This is a genomic window from Nonomuraea sp. NPDC051298, assembly GCF_055586305.1.
In genome coordinates this window covers 323750-340439 of sequence record NZ_JBVJIM010000007.1, presented here as the reverse complement: position 1 = coordinate 340439, position 16690 = coordinate 323750, and the positions used below count along the sequence as shown (strand labels likewise).

Genomic DNA, 16690 nt, shown 5'->3' with positions numbered 1-16690 from the left:
GAGACGCCAACGGAAGGATGGCCGCCGCAGCGCCCCCTGTGATCCGCCTTTGAGGGTGGCGATCAGCGAGGTTGTGAATTCAAGGGCGACCTGGTGGGCCTGGTTGATCGCTTCGGCCAGGCCGGCCTCGGTGACAGCGGTCAGACCGTGACGGCGGGCTGCCTCGGCGGCGCGCCGTCCGGTCTCCCCCATGGTGATGAGGTGCTGGACCCGGCCGGTCGGCGAAGCTGTCCAGGGCGTGCAGCGTGGACCACGGGTTGGCGGCTTGGAGTCGTTGACGTGGTCCACCGCGGCGACGTGCTTGCTGACCTGCTCGCGCCCCGCGTACGCGACGGCGACGCCGCGTATCCTTCCGAGCCGGAATCGTCAGGTCTGGTCGGACTCACCCTCTGATCGGCTCTGATCGACGGCTCCCGACATAGGACGGCCCAGCAGGTCCGTGGCGACGCTCGCGATGTGCGGAGCCAGGTCGGCGGCCCGCGCCTCAGCCAGTGCGGGGGTGGCCACGACGGAGCGCAGAATGCCGATGCCGACCATCCAGGCGCTGAGCAGTTCGGCCCGCAACTCGGCGTCCTGGCCCTTGGCCAGGTCTCGCAAGGCGATGACGTAGGTGTCGCAGACCTCTTGGCGGATGCGCCGGCGGGCGTCCTCGTGGGCCGAGGAACGGAGCATCGCGACCAGGGGGTGTTCGCCGCCGTACTCCGTCCAGTCGTGGTCGACGATCGTCGCTACCATGCGGGCGACCAGCTCCTCTTGAGGGCCTTCGAGCAGGTCGGGTGAGTGGGCGGTGGCGGTGGCCTGGTCGAAGAGCTGCTTCTTGGAGCCGAAGTAGCGGAAGATGAGGGTGGCATCGACGCCGGAGTCTCTGGCGATGTCGCGAACGCTGGTGGCGTCGTAGCCTTCCCGGGCGAAGCGCAGCCTGGCGGCCTCCAGCAGGCGTGTCCGGGTGGCCTCCCTGTCCCTCTTCTGCAACGTGGGCTCCTTGCGTAGTCATCGATCGTTGACATCCTATATGCGGCTTGTGCTAACTTCTCTCAAGTCAGCGTTCGATGACTTGAGAGGAAACCATGCGGACCTATGTTGTCGCGGGCGGAACGAACGGCATGGGCCGAGGGCTCGCCCTGCACCTCCTGCGCCGCGGCGACCACGTGACGGCCGTGGGCAGCGATCCGGCCAGGGGGCGGCGTTTCCTCGACGAGGCCGCGCGGCTGGGCGCCGCGGAGCGGGCCGCGTTCCTGCGGGCCGATCTGACAGCGGCGACGGAGAACGTACGAGTGATCAAAGAGATCGAAGCGCGGCACGACGTGCTGGACGGACTGGTGTGTACCGCGCTCCGCCCCTTTCCGCAGCGAGTGGAGACCGCCGATGGCTACGAGGCCACCTTCGCCCTCTACTACGTCAGCCGCTTCCTGCTCGCCTACGGCCTGACCGGCTTGCTGGAGCGCGGCGAGAACCCGATGATCGTGAACATCTGCGGCGTCGGCGTCACCAAGGGCCGCATCCACTGGGATGACCTGTCGCTCAAGCAGGGCTACCGCACCATCAAGGCCATGCTGCAGGCCGGACGCGCCACGGACCTTCTTGGCGTCGCGTACGCCCTCAACCACCCGGACGCCCGCACCCGCTACCTGCTGCACCACCCCGGCTTCACCAACAGCGGCACCGACAGCCTCGAACAACCCGCCAGGACCGTCATCAAGCTGCTGGCCAGGTTCGCCGCCCAGCCGGTCGAAAAGGCCATCGCGCCAATCATCGAGCTGATGGACGACCCGCCAGGCAAGGACGGCCTACTGGCCTACGATCGTCGCCGCCCGCTCGAAGCGTCACTTCCCTCGCTCGACCCAGCCGCCGCCCACCGCCTGTACGACGTGACCCGCCACCTGCTGCGCTTCTAGCTTGCCGTGGAGAGCCCGATTCGCGCGAGGAGCCCTGCATTCGCCCCGGACCGCCGCTCGCCATCGATGAGCAGGCGGTCGAGGCACTCGCGGCGTAGCGTTCCCACGAACCGTTCAGCGAACGCGTTCGCCCGTGGCGATCGGACGGGCGCCGTTGACTGCCCGATCACAACGTCCTACCGTCAGGACAACTTAAAAGAAAGTTTCCTATCAATTCGGGAGACGTCACGTGAAGAAGGTCCTGCTCGCTCTCACCCTCTTACTCGGCACGACGGTGGTGTCAGCCCCCGCCGAAGCCCGCCAGTCCGACTACAAGAGAGTCGCCTACTTCGTCCAATGGGGCGTCTACGGCCGCAACTACCACGTCAAGGACATGGAGACCAGCGGGGCGGCCCGCAAGCTCACTCACATCAACTACGCCTTCGGGCTCGTGAACCAGCAGGCCGAGTGCTACTCCTCCGACCCCTGGGCCGACTGGCAGCGGCCCGTGCCCGCCGAGCAGAGCGTCGACGGCGTCGCGGACGCGCCAGGCCAGGCACTCAACGGCAACCTCAACCAGTTCAAGAAGCTCAAGGCCAAGTATCCCCAGCTCAAGATCCTCATCTCACTGGGCGGCTGGACCGGCTCCACGCACTTCTCTGACGCCGTCCTCACCCCCGAGTCGCGCAGCAAACTCGCCAAGTCCTGCATCGACCTGTGGCTGCGCGGCAACTTGCCCGGCCTGGCCGACGGCACGGGCGCCGGCGTCTTCGACGGCATCGACCTCGACTGGGAATGGCCCGGTTACCCCGGCGCCCCCGGCAACGTCGTCCGTCCCGAGGACAAGCAGAACTTCACCGCCTTCGTCGCCGAGCTCAGGTCGCAGCTCAACGCTTATCGGCGTTCCGCCCTGATCACGGCGTTTCTGCCCGCCGCCGCCCGCGTCATCGACGCCGGCCTCGAGGTGCGGAAGGTCTTCCACAACCTGGATTACGCCACCGTCCAGGGCTACGACCTGCACGGCCCGTGGGACAAGATCACCGGCCACCACTCCAACCTCTTCAACGACCGCCGCGACCCCAACGAGGTCCGCGAAAGCCTCGACCAGACCATCACCTACTACCGCGAGCGCGGCGCACCCGCCCGTAAGCTCGTCGCCGGTGTCCCCGCGTACGGCAAGGGCTGGGCCGGAGTCCCGGCCGGGCCCGCCCAGGACGGCGTGTACCAGCCCGCCACCGGCGCGGCTCCCGGCAAGTGGGAGGCAGGGTCCGAGGACTACAAGGACCTCCTCGCCAAGCCCGGCAAGCGCTACCGCGACCTCAGGACTGGCGCCGTGTGGTTGTACGACGGCAACGAGTTCTGGACGTACGACGACCCGACGGTGATGCTGCAGAAGGCCGCCTACATCCGGCACAAGGGCCTGGGCGGCTACATGATGTGGTCCATCGACGGCGACGACGCCAAGGCCTCCCTCACCTCCGCCTTGTACCGGGTCCTGCGCTAAAGAGCCGGTCATCACCTCTGATCGCGTCTTTCGGCCGGGGGCAGGAAGGGGATCCACGATTCATGTAGGTTCGCGCTCGGGTGCGCGGTGGTGCCGAGCACGCGGACGCGCCCGCTCAGGCAAGGGGATCGGGGCTCGATTGCGGCAAGCGACGTGGTTCCCGGCGTAGCTGCCGCCAGCTTCACGAAAGCCGCCCTTGCCCAACAGCCTGGCCCCGGTCTCGATCGGTGCGGCCACCCACCCGGCCGCACCGCCCTCACCGCACCGCCCTCTCCGTACTGAACGACGGCACGCGAACCGACCCTTTCAACCGGTGCACGATCTCCAGCGTCCCGAGAACAGGCCGCGACCTGCGATAGCCCTTCCTTCCTCTTCGCGGGGCGCGGCCGCAGCACCCTGCGCCCTCCGGCCACGGCCACCTGATGCGCCGCTGTCACCTCATCTGGCACGAACCCCAGCCAGAGCAAACAGCGTAGGGCCGATCGATCAATAAACCAATACTTGACGAAGGAAAGTATTGGGCTTACGGTTTCGGCCATGTTCCCCGAGGACGACATCGTCGCCCCGGCTGTGACGGCTGTGTTAACGGCGGTACTGACCGACGGGCCGCTCAGTCGCGTCGACGTCGCCCGGCGGCTCCTCACGGAACGCGGCCACCTCGTCGACGATCTGCTCGACGTGGGCGCGGAGCCTTTCACACGTACCGCAGATCCATCCGAGCCGCCCACCGCTTGAACCAGCACCACCCTGCCCCCGATCAGGAGGTGTGACCGTGAGGTCACCGCTACGCACCACCCCGCAGCCCGACCGCCCCCGGCCCTTACGCGGGAGCCGAATCCGTTCCGCCACTGCCGTCATGGCCGCCGCGCTACTCATGCTCCTGGGCGCGAGCGTCCATCCGGTGCAGGCCGCCACCGGATACAAATTAGATCCGAGCGCACCGCCCTCGACGCCGTCGTCCACGGCGACGCCGACGCCCAAAGAGGCGGCCGCCTCGACCGCCGACCCCTGGGCCGTGCGGCCGTACATGGGCTGGAGCAGCTACAGCATGCAGGTCTACTCCGGGAACGGGAAGTGGATCACGGGCGACCAGCTCATCAAGCAGTCCGACGCGATGCACGCCAAGCTCCAGAAGTACGGCTACGACTACATCAACGTCGATGCCGGATGGAACGACGGGTTCGACGCCAACGGCCGCCCGAAGCCCAGCGCCACGCTCTACCCGCAGGGCCTGCAGAAGGTCATCGACCACGTCCACGCGAACGGCCAGAAGTTCGGGCTCTACATGATCCCGGGCATCTCCCCGGACGTCTACAACGCGAACCTGCCGATCGCCGGCGCGCCCGGCTGCACGACGCACGACATCGCCGCGCAGCCGCTCCGCCCCTCCGACTACTGGCGCATCGGCTACAAGATTGACTTCTCGAACCCGTGCTCGCAGAAGTACATCGACTCGATCGTCGACCTCTTCGCCGAGTGGGGGGTCAACTTCGTCAAGTTCGACAGCGTCACCCCGGGCTCCGGGGTGAGCGACTTGTCACTTGACGCCCGCGAGGACGTCGCCGCCTGGTCGACGGCGCTCAAGGCGCACAAGATCTGGTTCGAGCTGTCGTGGGCGCTCGACCCGAAGTACGCCGACTACTGGCGGTCCAAGGCGAACGGCTGGCGAGTCGAGTGGGACGTCGAGTGCTACTGCCCCAACGACGCGCTCACGAAGTGGGACAACATCGCCCGGCTCTTCCCGAGCTTGGCGTCCTGGTGGCGCAACGGCGGGAACGGCGGGTGGAACGACCTCGACTCACTCAACGTCGGCAACGGCACCATGGACGGTCTGACCCGCGACGAACGGCGGACCGCGATGACGCTGTGGGCGATCTCCGCCGCGCCGCTGTATCTCGGCAACGACCTGACGAACCTCGACTCCTACGGGCTCAGCCTGCTCACGAACCCTGAGGTGATAGCGACCAATCAGGCCGGAACCCCGGCGCGCCCGGTCTCCACAGCGACCACGCAGCAGGTTTGGCACGCGCTGAACGCCGACGGCAGCTACACCGTCGCGCTGTTCAACCTCGGCCGTACGGAGAAGGACATCACCGCGAAGTGGTCGGACCTCGGCATGACCGGTGCCGCCACCGTACGCGACCTTTGGACCCGCAAGGACCTCGGCCGCTTCCCCAGTGGATTCACCGCCTCCGGTGTGCCGATTCACGGGGTGCGCCTGCTCAAGGTGACACCGCAGTCCGGCGCTGCCGTCGCCGTCAACGACGACGCCCTGCGCGTCGGCTACGGCGGCGAATGGACCCGCAACGACGGAAACGAGGTCGCCGGCACCTCGCAGCCGCTCACCATGAACGTCACCGACACCGGCACAGCCGCTCCGCCGTCGGCTTCCGGCCCGTACCGCACGGTGACCTTCGACGACACCGCCACCGGCATCGTCTACACGGGATCGTGGTCGGAAAGCACCGGCCGCGGGTTCGGCGACTACGGCGACGGCGTGCACTACACCGAGCGCAACGGTGACGCGTTCCAGTACACCTTCCAGGGCGTGGGCGTCTCGTACATCACCGAGCTGGACTCCTCGCAGGGCGACGTCGACATCTACATCGACGACCAGTTCCAGAAGACGGTGAACACGGGGCGTGATGCGGGGCAGCCTCGCCTCGCGCAGCAGACCGTCTTCACGGTGAACGACCTGCCCAACGGGAGCCACACGCTCAAGGTCGTCAAGAAGTCGGGCGCCTTCATGCTGCTCGACCGGATCGACGTGCTCCAGCCGAGCCTCATCGACCCGTCGACGGCGTCGTTCGACAAGAAGGCGCCGGCGGACGTGCAGGTGCAGCTCCTGCGCGACGGCAGCGAGCTCGTCGGCGTCTCGCGCAGTGGCACGGCACTCGAGCAGGGCGGCGACTACACCCTGTCGGGGTCGACCGTGACCCTGCGGTCGGCGTACCTCGCCGGTCTTCCGCTCGGCACGGCGAATCTGGACTTCACGTTCCGGGGGGACTATCTGGATGACGTGCACGCCACGACCCACAACGGCGACTCGGTCTCGTACACGTTCACCGGGACCGGCGTCGACTGGATCACCGCCACCGCCCCCGACCAGGGGCTCGTCGACATCTACATCGACGGCGAACTCACCGGGCGCGTCGACACCCACAGTGACACCCGCGCGACGCAGCAGAAGGTGTTCAGCGTCTCGGGGCTCAGGAACGGGCAGCACACCTTCATGGCGGTGAAGGCGTCGGGCGACGTGATGCGCACCGACGTCATCCGCTACACCACCCGATGATCCAGGGGAGGGCCGGAGCGCCGCTGCCGGCGTCCCGGCCCTCCCGTTACCTCGAACGAGCGGGCATCTCATACCCCGGCTCGGACACCGCCCGTACCGTCAGGAAGCCTTCGCGGCCCGGTTCTCCGTCAGCCATCGGATGGCCGCGGCCGAAGCGCCGCGGGCCCAGTCCTCGAAGGTGTGCGGCCGGGTGACGATCCGGCAGCGGCCCGCCGCGCCGAAGGCGTGCTCGGCGAAGGCCGCCTGCAGGTGCACCTCGAACAGGTCGAAGTTGCCGACCGCCTCACCGCCGATGATGACCAGTTCGGGACCGGCAAGGTTGACCAGCGTCGCAATGGCGGTGCCGATGACCGTCGCCGCGTGCTCGAAGGTCCGCACGGCGACGGGGTCACCGCGGTGGGCGAGATCGACCACATCGCCGATCGCCAGACGGCGCCCGTGCGCGAGGGAGACCTCCGCGACGATCGCCGAGGTGCTGGCCACCGCCTCGACGCACCCCCTGCGACCGCACGGGCAGATCCGGTCGGGAGCGGTCAGCGGCAGGTGCCCGATCTCTCCCGCGACGCCGTACGCCCCTTCCACGACCTCGCCGTTGATGTGCAGGCCGCTGCCGATGCCGCGACCGATCGTGACTATCGCGAAGGAGGCTGTGCCGACGCCGACGCCGAACCAGTGCTCGCAGATCGTCAGTGCCCGGACGTCGTTCTCGACGAGCACGTCACGGCCGAGGCGCTCGGTCAGGATCGCCCCGAGCGGCACCTGGGTCCAGCCCATGATCGCCGATTCGCGGACGATGCCGCGCTGGGCATCGACGTCGCCTGAGACGCTGACCCCGATCCCGCACAGGCGCCGAGCCCGCTCACCGAGCCCTTCCAGGAGAGCGGCCGCGCTCGCCGCGACAGCATCGGCGACCGCGTCGACTCCCGTGGAGGCGAGCGGACGCCGGTCGGCCGCGAGGATCCTGGTGGTCAGGTCGGTCGCGACACCGACGACCTCGTCAGCGTTGACCTTGATACCGAGCGTGACCAGCGCGTCCGCGACAATCGTGAGTGGATTGGCCGGGCGGCCCGGCTGGCCGTCGCGCTGCGGTTCCAGTTGGTCGGAGACCAGGCCGACGGTGAACAGCGGCGCGACCGCCTTCGTGACCGCCGCCTGAGACAGGCTGGTGAGCCGGGCGATGTCGACTCGGCTGATCGGGCCGCGGACGAGGATGGTCTTGAAGACCTCGGTCGCCGCGGTGGACGCGCCTCGCAGCAGCGATACCGCGGCGCCTACGTCAGTCATGCGGGGATCCCTTGGGGGTCGACGCCGGCCGGGGCGTGGGTTGAGGTTCGGGGTACTACGGTAGTCAGCCCGAGGGTGGGGAGCGGCGCGAGCCGCTCCCGGCCGCGGCTCACTTCGCGAGGATCTTCTCGGTCGTCTGCGCCATCTCCGCGAACACGGCCTGGTCGCGCTCGCCGCTGAAGTACGCCTCGAACAGCGGCTCGATCGTATCGACGAGCTCCTGCCCGTTGGCGGTCGGCGGAGCCGGGTACAGCTCGCCGTTGTTGAGCGTGGTGACGAAGCCGGACAGGTCGAGGCCCTGCTGCTTCTGCGCGTCGACGGCGACCTGCAGCGACTTGGCGATCGACGGCAGGAACGTGGCATCGACGCCCGCGGCCGACTGGCAGGCCTCCGAGCCCATGTAGGTGACCCACTTCCACGTCGCGTCGAGGTTCTTGGTGCCGACGTAGATGTTGTTGGCGTTCGAGTTGCTGATCATCGACCGGCCCTTGGGGCCCTTGACGGTCGGCGCTGTGCCGATTTTCACACCGGGGATCTTCGTGATGGAGGTGGCATCCCAGGTGCCGCCCTGGACCATGGCGACGACCCCGGAGCCGAGCTGCTGGCCGCCGGAGACGGTCATCTGCCCGTAGGCCGGCATCAGGCCGCGGTCGGACAGGCCGCGTACGTACTCCAGCGTCTTGACGAAGTCGGGGTTGTCGTAGTCGAACCGGGTCGGCCAGGCGGACTTGTTGCCCAGCCGCCAGCCCAACGTCGACACGAACGGGTTCCAGGAGGTCTGCCCGTTGAAGTCTTTGGAGGCCAGGGTGCCGATGCCGTACGTGGCGACCTTGGTCTTGTCGAAGCCGGGCTGGTCGCCGCGGACGCCGTTCTTGTCGACCGTGAGCTTCGCGACGATCTTGTCGAAGGTGCCGCCGTCGTCGGGGTTCCAGGTCATGTTCGTGATTTCCTCAGGCTTGAGTCCCGCCTGGGCGACCTTGTCCTGGTTGAAGTAGATCGCGGCGCCGGCCCAGTCGAGCGGGATGCCGTACTGCTTGCCGTCGGTGTACTTCCACGACTCGACGCCGATGTCGAAGACCGACAGGTCGTACCCGCTCTTGGCGATCAGGTCGTCGAGCGCCATGATCTGCTTCTGCCCGGCGTAGGCGCCCAGCAGCGGGACGCTGTTCTGGAACGCGTCCGGCGCGGCGCCGGAGACGAACCCGGCGGTGAGCTTCGTGAAGTAGTCGTCCACGGTGTACTGGGAGATCTTCACGGTGATGCCGGGGTTGGCCTGCTGGAAGCCGGGCAGGCACTTCTGGTACGACGCGGCCTGGCGCTCGTCCCACGTCCACCAGTTGACCGTGTTGCCGCCGCCGGCCGGTTCGTCGTTCGAGCAGGCGGTGAGCGCTGTCGCCGCCATGACGGCGATCGCCAGAGCCGATGCGATCCGTTGCGGTTTCATGAGTTCCTCACTCGGGGGTGCGGGGCGTCGTCGCTGACGCCCGGTGTGGTGTGGTGGGTCTGTGGCGTCGCGGCTTCGACCGCGGCGGGGCCGGCCAGTGCGACGTCGCCGTACGCGGGCACCAGGAGTTCCCGCGGCATGCCGCCGTACTCGACGAGCACCGTGCGGGAGACGCCGGTCAGGTCGCGGATCACGGCGTCGCGGACGGCGCCGTCCGCCCAGGACAGGTCGATCTCGAGGCCGCCGCGGGCGCGCAGGCCACTCACCCGGCCGTGCGGCCATTCGACAGGCAGCGCGGGGAGCAGCCGGATGCGTCCGTGGTGGCTCTGCACCAGCAGCTCGGCGATCGCCGCGGTGAAACCGTAGTTGCCGTCGATCTGGAACGGCGGGTGGGTGCTGAACAGGTTCGGCAGCAGTCCGCCCCACTCCGAGCCGTCGACCGGGGCCAGCCTGCGGTGGTCGCGGTCGAACGGGGTGATCGCCTCCAACAGCAGCGCCCGGGCCTGCGCGGCGTCACCGAGCCGCGCCCGCAGCGCGATCTTCCACGCCCACGACCAACCCATCGCCCCGGGGCCACGGGCGTCGAGGAAGCGCCGAGCCGCCTCGGCCAGCTCAGGTGTGCGCTCGCGGTCGACCAGGTCGAGCGGGTAGAGGGCGACCAGCGGGGACAGGTGGCGGTGGTGCGGGTCGGCGTCGGCGGCGTCGGTCGACCACTCGCGCAGCCGGCCGTCGGGTCCGGCCGTCAGCGGGGGCAGCCGGTCGAGGGCGGCGGCCAACTCGTCGTCGAGCGGCTCGTCGAGTCCGAGCATGGCCAGGGCCGTGCGGCAGCGTTCGAACAGGGCCCGGATGAGGGCGATATCGGCCGTCGTGGAGACGGTCAGCGCCCGTGGGCGGCCGTCGGGGTCGAGGTACAGGTTCTCGGGCGAGGTCGAGGGGGTGGTGCGCAGGCCGCCGGTGTCGGGGTCCTCGACGAGCCAGTCGAGGCAGAACAACGCGGCACCGCGCATGATCGGCCACACGGTCTCGGCGAGCAGCCGCCGGTCGCCGGTGAACTCGTAGCGGTCCCACAGGTTGTGGGTGAGCCAGACCCCGCCCATCATCCAGATCGCCCAGCTAGGTGCGCCGTGTCCCATGCCGACGGGCAGGCTCCAACCCCACAGGTCGCTGTTGTGGTGGGCCACCCAGCCGCGGGCGCCGTAGAGGCGGGCCGCGGCGTCGCTGCCGGTGTGGGCGATGCGCCGCACGAGTGCCGTGAGCGGCTGCGCCGGGTCCTCCAGTCCGGTCACGGACGCGGCCCAGTAGTTCATCTGCGTGTTGATGTTGATGGTGTAGTTGGAGGACCACGGCGGGCGGAGCTGATCGTTCCAGATGCCCTGCAGGTTGGCGGCGGGGCCACCCGCCCGTGACGACGCTGCGAGCAGGTAGCGGCCGTACTCGGCGAGCACGGTGGCGCGCAGGCCCTCGTCGTGGCCGTGCAGGATGTCGGTGGCGACGTCCCAGGTGCCGGCGCGCCGGCCGCCGATCGCGAAGCGCGCTCCCCCGGCATGGTCTCGCACGTCTGCGAGGTGCTCGTCGAGCAACTCCCGCGCCCGCCGCGTGAGAACGGCGGTAGCGGTCGCGTGTGCGCGCTCGCGGATCTCCTCGCGCGAGGAGGTCCGCCAGCCGGAGCCGTCGGGGTCGCCCCACCACAGTGCGGCCCTGCTCGACGTCGACAGTGCGATCAGCAGCCGGCCGGCCCCGCGGATCCGCAGGGTGTCACCGGCGGAACTCTGGGTCCCGTCGCTTCGCACCGCGAGTGCCGCGGCGGCGAAGTGGTCGAAGCCATCGGCTTCGGGGTCGAGGTAGCGGTGCGGTGGTCGCACCGCCGGTTCGTGCAGCGGGGCGCCGTCGACGGGTGCGAGCACGTCCAGGACGAGTCCGTCGTGAGTGCGGCGGCGTCCGGCCTCGCGCAACGGCGTCGACAGGCGGATGCCGACGTCGAGCACGGGCAGGTCGGCGGTGTACTCGACGATGAGGCAGCCGGCCGGGGCGGAGACATAGGTGCGGCGGGTGACGGCGGTGCCGTCGATCGCGAGGTGTTCGGTGAGGTGGGCCTCGTCGAGGTCGAGGACGCGAGCGGGCCGGCCGGGCGCGACGATCGCCCGGTGGGTGTCGAGGTACAGGTCGGCGAAGGGGAGGAACTCCTGGCTGTACGGGCCTTCGAAGCTCATGAGCAGCGACTCGGCCCCGTCGAGGTCGCCCGCGTCGATGGCGGCGCGGATCTCGGCAAGACGTGCGGGGCCGGCGCCGGCGGCGACGAGGTCGGCCAGCGCGTCTGCGGGTCCGCCGGGGTGGCCGGACCAGACGGTCGCGTCGTTGACCTGGATGCGAGCCCTGGCGCCGCCGAACGCCATCGCGCCGATGCGGCCGTTGCCCAGGGGGGTGGCCTCGACCCAGTCGTGGGCGGGTCGCTGCCAGGCCAGGCGGAGGGTCTGGTCCATCACTTGACTCCGGAGAAGCCGATGGAGTCGACGATGCGCCTGCCGAAGACGGTGAACAGCGCGAGCATCGGCAGTGCCGCGACGAGCGTGGCCGCCATCAGGCCCGCCCAGTCGGGTTGCGCCTGCGGTGAGGACTGCTTGAACACGGCCAAGGCGAGGGTGAGCGGCTGCACGGAGTCGTCGTTGGTGACCAGAAGCGGCCAGAAGTAGTCGTTCCACATGCCGATGAAACCGAGGATGGTCAGGGTGGTGATCGGGCCTCTGGTCATCGGCAAGGTGATGCCGAACAGGATCCTGAGCCGGCCGGCGCCGTCGATCAGGGCCGCCTCCTCGGTCGCCTCCGGCAGGCCGAGCATGAACTGCCGCAGGAAGAAGATGTTGAAGGCGGAGAACAGCGCGCCGGGCAGGATCATCCCGGCGAAGGTGTTCAGCAGGCCGAGCTCCTTCACCAGTACGAAGTTGGGCAGCAGGGTGAGGATGCCGGGGACCATGAGCGCGCTGAGGAACAGGCTGAACATGAAGTCGCGGCCACGCCACCGCAGCCGGGCGAAGGCGTACGCGGCGATGGTGGAGAAGAACACGATGAGCGCGGTGGAGACGGTGGCGTAGATCAGCGAGTTGACCAGGAAGTGACCGAGCTGGACCGAGGCGCCGGAGCCGCCCTCGGCGATGGACTCCTCAGTGGTGGCCAGCCCGAACACGCGCTCGAACGGCCCCCAGGTGAAGCCGACGGGCAGCAGCGAGGACGGATCGGTCATCAGCGCGTAGTTGTCCGACAGCGAGGTGCGCAGGATCCAGTAGAAGGGAAAGACCGTCACGAAGAGTACGCCGGCGAGGTAGGTCCAGGCGACGGCGCGGCCGGCACTGAACGAGTGTCGGCGGGGGGCGGGGGCGCTCATCAGTTGGTGTCCGATTCGTTGGCGCGCAGCATGCGCATCTGCAGGAAGGTGATGGCGATGAGGATCGCGAAGAGGGCCAGCGACATCGCCGCCGCGTAGCCGAAGTCGAACTGGCCGAACGCCTTGCTGTAGATGTACATCTGCAGGACGTTGGAGGCGTTGGCCGGGCCGCCCTTGGTGGCCACCTGGACGATGTCGAAGACCTGGAACGCGCCGATGACGTTGAGCACGAGCACCAGGGCCAGGATCGGGCGCAGCAGCGGCAGGGTGAGCCGGCGGAACATCTGCAGCTCGCCGGCGCCGTCGATGCGTCCAGCCTCGTAGACGGTGGCCGGGATGGTCTGCAAGCCGGCGAAGATGATGATCGACGTGTAGCCCATGTGCTTCCACACGTTGATGAGCGCGATCGACGGGATCGCCCACGCCCGCGAGGTCAGGAACTGCACGCCCTCGCCGCCGAGGGACTGGATGAGGACGTTGACGATGCCGAGCTGGGGGTCGAGCATCCACAACCACACGGTCGCGGCGACGACCGAGGAGATGAGGAACGGCAGGATGATCAGGCCGCGGATCACGGTGGAAGACGTGAGGCGGTGCAGCACCGCGGCGGTGACCACGGAGACGGCGAGGGTGAGCGCCACTGTGACGATCACGAAGTAGACGGTGACGCGCAGCGACTGCCAGAACACCTCGTCGTCGAGCAGTTCCCGGTAGTTGTCCAGGCCGATCCACGTCGGCGGGGTGAGGACCTGGAACTCGGTGAAGCTGAGGTAGACCCCGCGCAGGGTCGGGTAGAGCGCGAAGACGGCGAACCCGATGAACGCGGGCGCGATGAGCAGCCAGGCCAGCGGTGCGTCTCCGCGGTGGGCCGGGGAAATCGCGCGGAACCGACGGCGCCGTGATGCCGCCGGCTGCGATGGCCGGGTCAGGTCGGCCGTCCTTTTCAAGAGCGCCATTTGTCTTCCTGCTCCCGCATGTCGATCCGTCGCGGCGTACGCGACGGCGGGTACCCAATCAGGTCCTGCGCTTGCGGTGACAGACATAACATGGTTAATTTACGGCGTCAAGTAACTGCGATCCGCTCATAGAGGGCAGACTTCATGCATTCCGACGCCGACGCCGTCGTCACCCTTCGTGCCGCAGGCACGTCCCTCATCGTCGAAATGCGACACCCTGTCCCCTTGGTCCTGCACTGGGGCGCCGATCTGGGCGACCCGGCCGACGGCCGCGACGAGCAACTGCGGCTCACCGCCGAGCCCGCGGTCCTCAACAACTCCCCCGACCAGCCACGCGTCCTGACCGTCTGGCCGACCGAATTCGACGGCTGGTCGGGCACCGCCGCGCAGTCGGGCAACGCGTCGGGGTACGCGACCACGCCGCGGCCGGAGCTCGAGACCTACGACGTCGAAATCCCCGCCGACGGGGCCGGCGGGCGCATCGCCCTGCACTTCGCCGACCGCGTCACTGCCTTGCGCTCCCGCCTCGTCTACGACCTGGACCCCCACGGCGTGCTGGCCGTGCGGATGAGCGTGCGGCGCGACGCGGCGCTCAACCCGGCCGTCGGCGGCACCCCGTACACGCTCGACGGCCTGACCGCCCTGATGCCCGTGCCCGAACGCGCCACCGAGCTGCTCGACTTCACCGGCAAGTGGTGCCGCGAGCGCGCGCCGCAGCGCCGGCAGCTCGGCTTCGGCACGCACCTGCGCGCCGCACACCGGGGCAAGCCCGGCCACGACTCGCCGTACCTGCTGGCTGCGGGCACCCCCTCCTTCGGCTTCGGCCACGGCGAGGTCTGGGCGACACACCTGGCGTGGAGCGGCGAGCAGCGCTACCTCGCCGAGCGCCTGCCCGAGGGCGCCGGCGCGTTCGCGACCGTGCTCGGCGCGGGCGAGGTGCTGCACTCCGGTGAGGTCATCCTCACCGACCGCGAGGGGTACGAGGCGCCCACGGCGTACTACGTCTGGTCCGACTCAGGGCTCGACGGCGTCGCCGACCGGCTGCACCGGCGGCTGCGCGGCCGGGCCGGTCACCCCGCCACCCCACGGCCTCTGGTGCTCAACACCTGGGAGGCCGTCTACTTCGACCACGACCTGGTCCGACTCACCCGGCTGGTCGAACGGGCCGCGCAGGTCGGCGTCGAGCGGGTCGTGCTCGACGACGGCTGGTTCCACCGACGGCGCCGGGCCGACGCCGGGCTCGGCGACTGGTTCGTCGACCGCACCGTGTGGCCCGACGGCCTCGGCCCGTTCGCCGACCTCGTACGCGCCCACGGCATGCAGTTCGGGCTCTGGCTCGAACCCGAGATGATCAATCTGGACTCCGAGCTCGCCACCCGGCATCCCGACTGGATCCTCGGCCCCCGCGCCGGACTCGGGCCCAGCGCCCGACAGCAGTACGTGCTCGACATCGCCCGGCCCGAGGCGTACGAGTACCTGCTCGCCCGCATCGACGCCCTCATCCGCGAGTACGCCGTCGACTACCTCAAGTGGGACCACAACCGAGACCTGCTCGAAGCGGTGAGCCGCGAGACCGGCGGCGACCGGCCCAGCGTGCACCGCCAGACCCTGGCCCTCTACCGCCTGCTCGACGAGCTGCGCCGGCGCCACCCGAAGCTGGAGATCGAGACGTGCTCGGGTGGCGGCGGGCGCGTCGACCTCGGCATCCTCGACCGCACCGACCGGGTCTGGGCCTCCGACTGCAACGACCCGGTCGAGCGCGTCCACATCGAACGCTGGACCCGCACCCTCGTGCCGCCCGAGCTGATCGGTTCGCACCTCGGCTCGGCCCGGGCGCACACCACATCGCGCACCACCGACCTGTCGTTCCGGCTCGCCACGTCGCTGACCGCACACGCCGGCATCGAACAGGACCTCACCGCCGCCGGCGACGACGAACTCGCCGTCATCGCCGCGTGGTCGCGTCTCTACCGGGAGCTGCGACCGCTGCTGCACACCGGCCGCGTGGTCAACGCCGACCTTGCCGACGACGCGACCGCCCTCTACGGCATCGTCGCCGACGACGGCACCCGGGCGCTGTACACCTGGGTGCGGTTCGCCACCTCCGCCGCCGGCCAGTCCGGGCGGGTCCGCTTCCCCGGCCTCGACCCGGCCGCCCGTTACCGCGTCGTAGTCCGCGAGGAGCTCGGCGCCGCCGGGCGGCACCAGGGACACGACCCCGAGTGGATCGCCCGCGCCGTGAAAGGCCCGGTCGAGCTGTCCGGCGCCGTGCTCGCGCGAGCCGGCGTACCCCTGCCGACACTCAGCCCGCAGCAGGCCATGCTCTTTGACATCGAGAGGACGCCATGACCGAGCCGACCATCCTGTTCATCGGCGACAGCATCACCGACAGCGGCCGTCGCGAAGACCCGGACGGGCTCGGCGACGGCTACGTCCGCCAGGTCACCGCCTCCCTCGGCACGAGCGCGCGCTGGCTCAACCGGGGCATCTCCGGCAACAGCACTCGCGACCTGCGCGCACGCTGGGAAACCGACGTGCTCGCCGAACACCCGGCGCTGGTCAGCGTGCTCGTCGGCATCAACGACACCTGGCGGCGCTACCACCACGACGATCCGATGTCGGCCGAAGAGTTCGAGGCCAACTACCGGGCGCTGATCGACCCGCTCGCCACCGACGGGGTGCGGCTGGTACTCGTCGAGCCGTTCCTGCTGCCGGTCGGCGCCGAGCAACAGTCCTGGCGCGCGGACCTGGACCCGAAGATCGAGGTGGTACGCCTGCTCGCCCGCGAATACGGCGCCGTGCTCGTGCCCGCCGACGCCGCCTTCCACGCCGCCGGCGACGCGGCGGCCCTCGCGCCCGACGGCTACCACCCCAACGAACGTGGCACCGAGTTGCTGGCGAAACTGTGGCTGCGGCACGCCGGACCAGCCGTCGCGCCGCTGCTGCGGTGATGA

General features: G+C 69.4%; 13 protein-coding genes. 6 read left to right on the top strand and 7 right to left on the bottom strand.

Annotation, left to right across the window (positions count from 1 at the left end; all coding sequences use genetic code 11):
- Positions 1 to 366: 366 nt before the first annotated feature.
- Positions 367 to 972 (bottom strand): TetR/AcrR family transcriptional regulator, encoded by a 606-nt coding sequence (locus ACZ6S0_RS23030; RefSeq protein ID WP_465921029.1) that lies wholly within the window; start codon positions 970 to 972, stop codon positions 367 to 369.
- Positions 973 to 1067: 95 nt separating this feature from the next.
- On the opposite strand from ACZ6S0_RS23030, the gene ACZ6S0_RS23025 reads away from it, so the two are divergent.
- On the top strand, positions 1068 to 1895 hold the full coding sequence (locus ACZ6S0_RS23025) for an SDR family NAD(P)-dependent oxidoreductase (protein WP_465921027.1): 828 nt from the start codon (positions 1068 to 1070) through the stop codon (positions 1893 to 1895).
- Here the strand turns inward: ACZ6S0_RS23025 and ACZ6S0_RS23020 are convergent.
- Positions 1892 to 2065: an integrase core domain-containing protein gene (locus tag ACZ6S0_RS23020; RefSeq protein WP_465921026.1), complete on the bottom strand. Its 174-nt coding sequence runs from the start codon at positions 2063 to 2065 to the stop codon at positions 1892 to 1894. The two genes, ACZ6S0_RS23025 and ACZ6S0_RS23020, sit on opposite strands and share 4 nt — an antisense overlap.
- Before the next feature lie 59 nt (positions 2066 to 2124).
- Between ACZ6S0_RS23020 and ACZ6S0_RS23015 the strand changes: the two genes are divergently transcribed.
- The 3 genes from ACZ6S0_RS23015 to ACZ6S0_RS23005 all read left to right on the top strand — a co-directional run bounded on the left by ACZ6S0_RS23015 (position 2125) and on the right by ACZ6S0_RS23005 (position 6673).
- The gene (locus ACZ6S0_RS23015) at positions 2125 to 3378 is read left to right on the top strand and encodes a glycoside hydrolase family 18 protein (protein WP_465921025.1); all 1254 of its coding nucleotides are present in this window, start codon (positions 2125 to 2127) and stop codon (positions 3376 to 3378) included.
- Positions 3379 to 3915: 537 nt separating this feature from the next.
- Positions 3916 to 4113 (top strand): hypothetical protein, encoded by a 198-nt coding sequence (locus ACZ6S0_RS23010; RefSeq protein ID WP_465921022.1) that lies wholly within the window; start codon positions 3916 to 3918, stop codon positions 4111 to 4113.
- Positions 4114 to 4234: 121 nt separating this feature from the next.
- On the top strand, positions 4235 to 6673 hold the full coding sequence (locus tag ACZ6S0_RS23005) for a X2-like carbohydrate binding domain-containing protein (protein ID WP_465921019.1): 2439 nt from the start codon (positions 4235 to 4237) through the stop codon (positions 6671 to 6673).
- 99 nt (positions 6674 to 6772) lie between these two features.
- On the opposite strand, the gene ACZ6S0_RS23000 is transcribed toward ACZ6S0_RS23005, so the two are convergent.
- The 5 genes from ACZ6S0_RS23000 to ACZ6S0_RS22980 form a co-directional block, all read right to left on the bottom strand.
- Positions 6773 to 7957: an ROK family protein gene (locus tag ACZ6S0_RS23000; RefSeq protein WP_465921016.1), complete on the bottom strand. Its 1185-nt coding sequence runs from the start codon at positions 7955 to 7957 to the stop codon at positions 6773 to 6775.
- 109 nt (positions 7958 to 8066) lie between these two features.
- Positions 8067 to 9401 carry an ABC transporter substrate-binding protein gene (locus ACZ6S0_RS22995; protein WP_465921013.1) on the bottom strand — a complete coding sequence of 445 codons (1335 nt, stop codon included), beginning with the start codon at positions 9399 to 9401 and terminating at the stop codon, positions 8067 to 8069.
- Positions 9398 to 11881, bottom strand: a complete 2484-nt coding sequence (locus tag ACZ6S0_RS22990; RefSeq protein ID WP_465921012.1) for a glycosyl hydrolase family 95 catalytic domain-containing protein — start codon at positions 11879 to 11881, stop codon at positions 9398 to 9400. The genes ACZ6S0_RS22995 and ACZ6S0_RS22990 overlap by 4 nt, the downstream gene beginning before the upstream one ends.
- On the bottom strand, positions 11881 to 12780 hold the full coding sequence (locus ACZ6S0_RS22985) for a carbohydrate ABC transporter permease (RefSeq protein WP_465921010.1): 900 nt from the start codon (positions 12778 to 12780) through the stop codon (positions 11881 to 11883). The genes ACZ6S0_RS22990 and ACZ6S0_RS22985 overlap by 1 nt, the downstream gene beginning before the upstream one ends.
- Positions 12780 to 13736, bottom strand: coding sequence for a carbohydrate ABC transporter permease (locus tag ACZ6S0_RS22980; protein WP_465921007.1), 957 nt, complete (start codon positions 13734 to 13736; stop codon positions 12780 to 12782). Before ACZ6S0_RS22980 ends, ACZ6S0_RS22985 begins: the two co-directional genes overlap by 1 nt.
- A 225-nt stretch (positions 13737 to 13961) precedes the next feature.
- Here ACZ6S0_RS22980 and ACZ6S0_RS22975 point away from each other — a divergent pair, with 225 nt between their 5' ends.
- Entirely contained in the window at positions 13962 to 16085 is a 2124-nt protein-coding gene (locus ACZ6S0_RS22975; protein ID WP_465921004.1) for an alpha-galactosidase, read from the top strand.
- A complete protein-coding gene (locus ACZ6S0_RS22970; protein ID WP_465921000.1) occupies positions 16082 to 16687 on the top strand; it encodes an SGNH/GDSL hydrolase family protein in 606 nt (201 codons plus the stop codon). The genes ACZ6S0_RS22975 and ACZ6S0_RS22970 overlap by 4 nt, the downstream gene beginning before the upstream one ends.
- Positions 16688 to 16690: the final 3 nt, after the last annotated feature.

What these genes read in the sequence shown, in the direction of transcription:
- ACZ6S0_RS23025 (WP_465921027.1), top strand. Translation starts at nt 1,068, where the DNA reads ATGCGGACCTATGTTGTCGCGGGCGGAACGAACGGCATGGGCCGAGGG.
- ACZ6S0_RS23010 (WP_465921022.1), top strand. Translation starts at nt 3,916, where the DNA reads ATGTTCCCCGAGGACGACATCGTCGCCCCGGCTGTGACGGCTGTGTTA.
- ACZ6S0_RS23005 (WP_465921019.1), top strand. Translation starts at nt 4,235, where the DNA reads ATGGCCGCCGCGCTACTCATGCTCCTGGGCGCGAGCGTCCATCCGGTG.
- ACZ6S0_RS23000 (WP_465921016.1), bottom strand. Translation starts at nt 7,957, where the DNA reads ATGACTGACGTAGGCGCCGCGGTATCGCTGCTGCGAGGCGCGTCCACC.
- ACZ6S0_RS22995 (WP_465921013.1), bottom strand. Translation starts at nt 9,401, where the DNA reads ATGAAACCGCAACGGATCGCATCGGCTCTGGCGATCGCCGTCATGGCG.
- ACZ6S0_RS22990 (WP_465921012.1), bottom strand. Translation starts at nt 11,881, where the DNA reads ATGGACCAGACCCTCCGCCTGGCCTGGCAGCGACCCGCCCACGACTGG.
- ACZ6S0_RS22985 (WP_465921010.1), bottom strand. Translation starts at nt 12,780, where the DNA reads ATGAGCGCCCCCGCCCCCCGCCGACACTCGTTCAGTGCCGGCCGCGCC.
- ACZ6S0_RS22980 (WP_465921007.1), bottom strand. Translation starts at nt 13,736, where the DNA reads ATGGCGCTCTTGAAAAGGACGGCCGACCTGACCCGGCCATCGCAGCCG.
- ACZ6S0_RS22970 (WP_465921000.1), top strand. Translation starts at nt 16,082, where the DNA reads ATGACCGAGCCGACCATCCTGTTCATCGGCGACAGCATCACCGACAGC.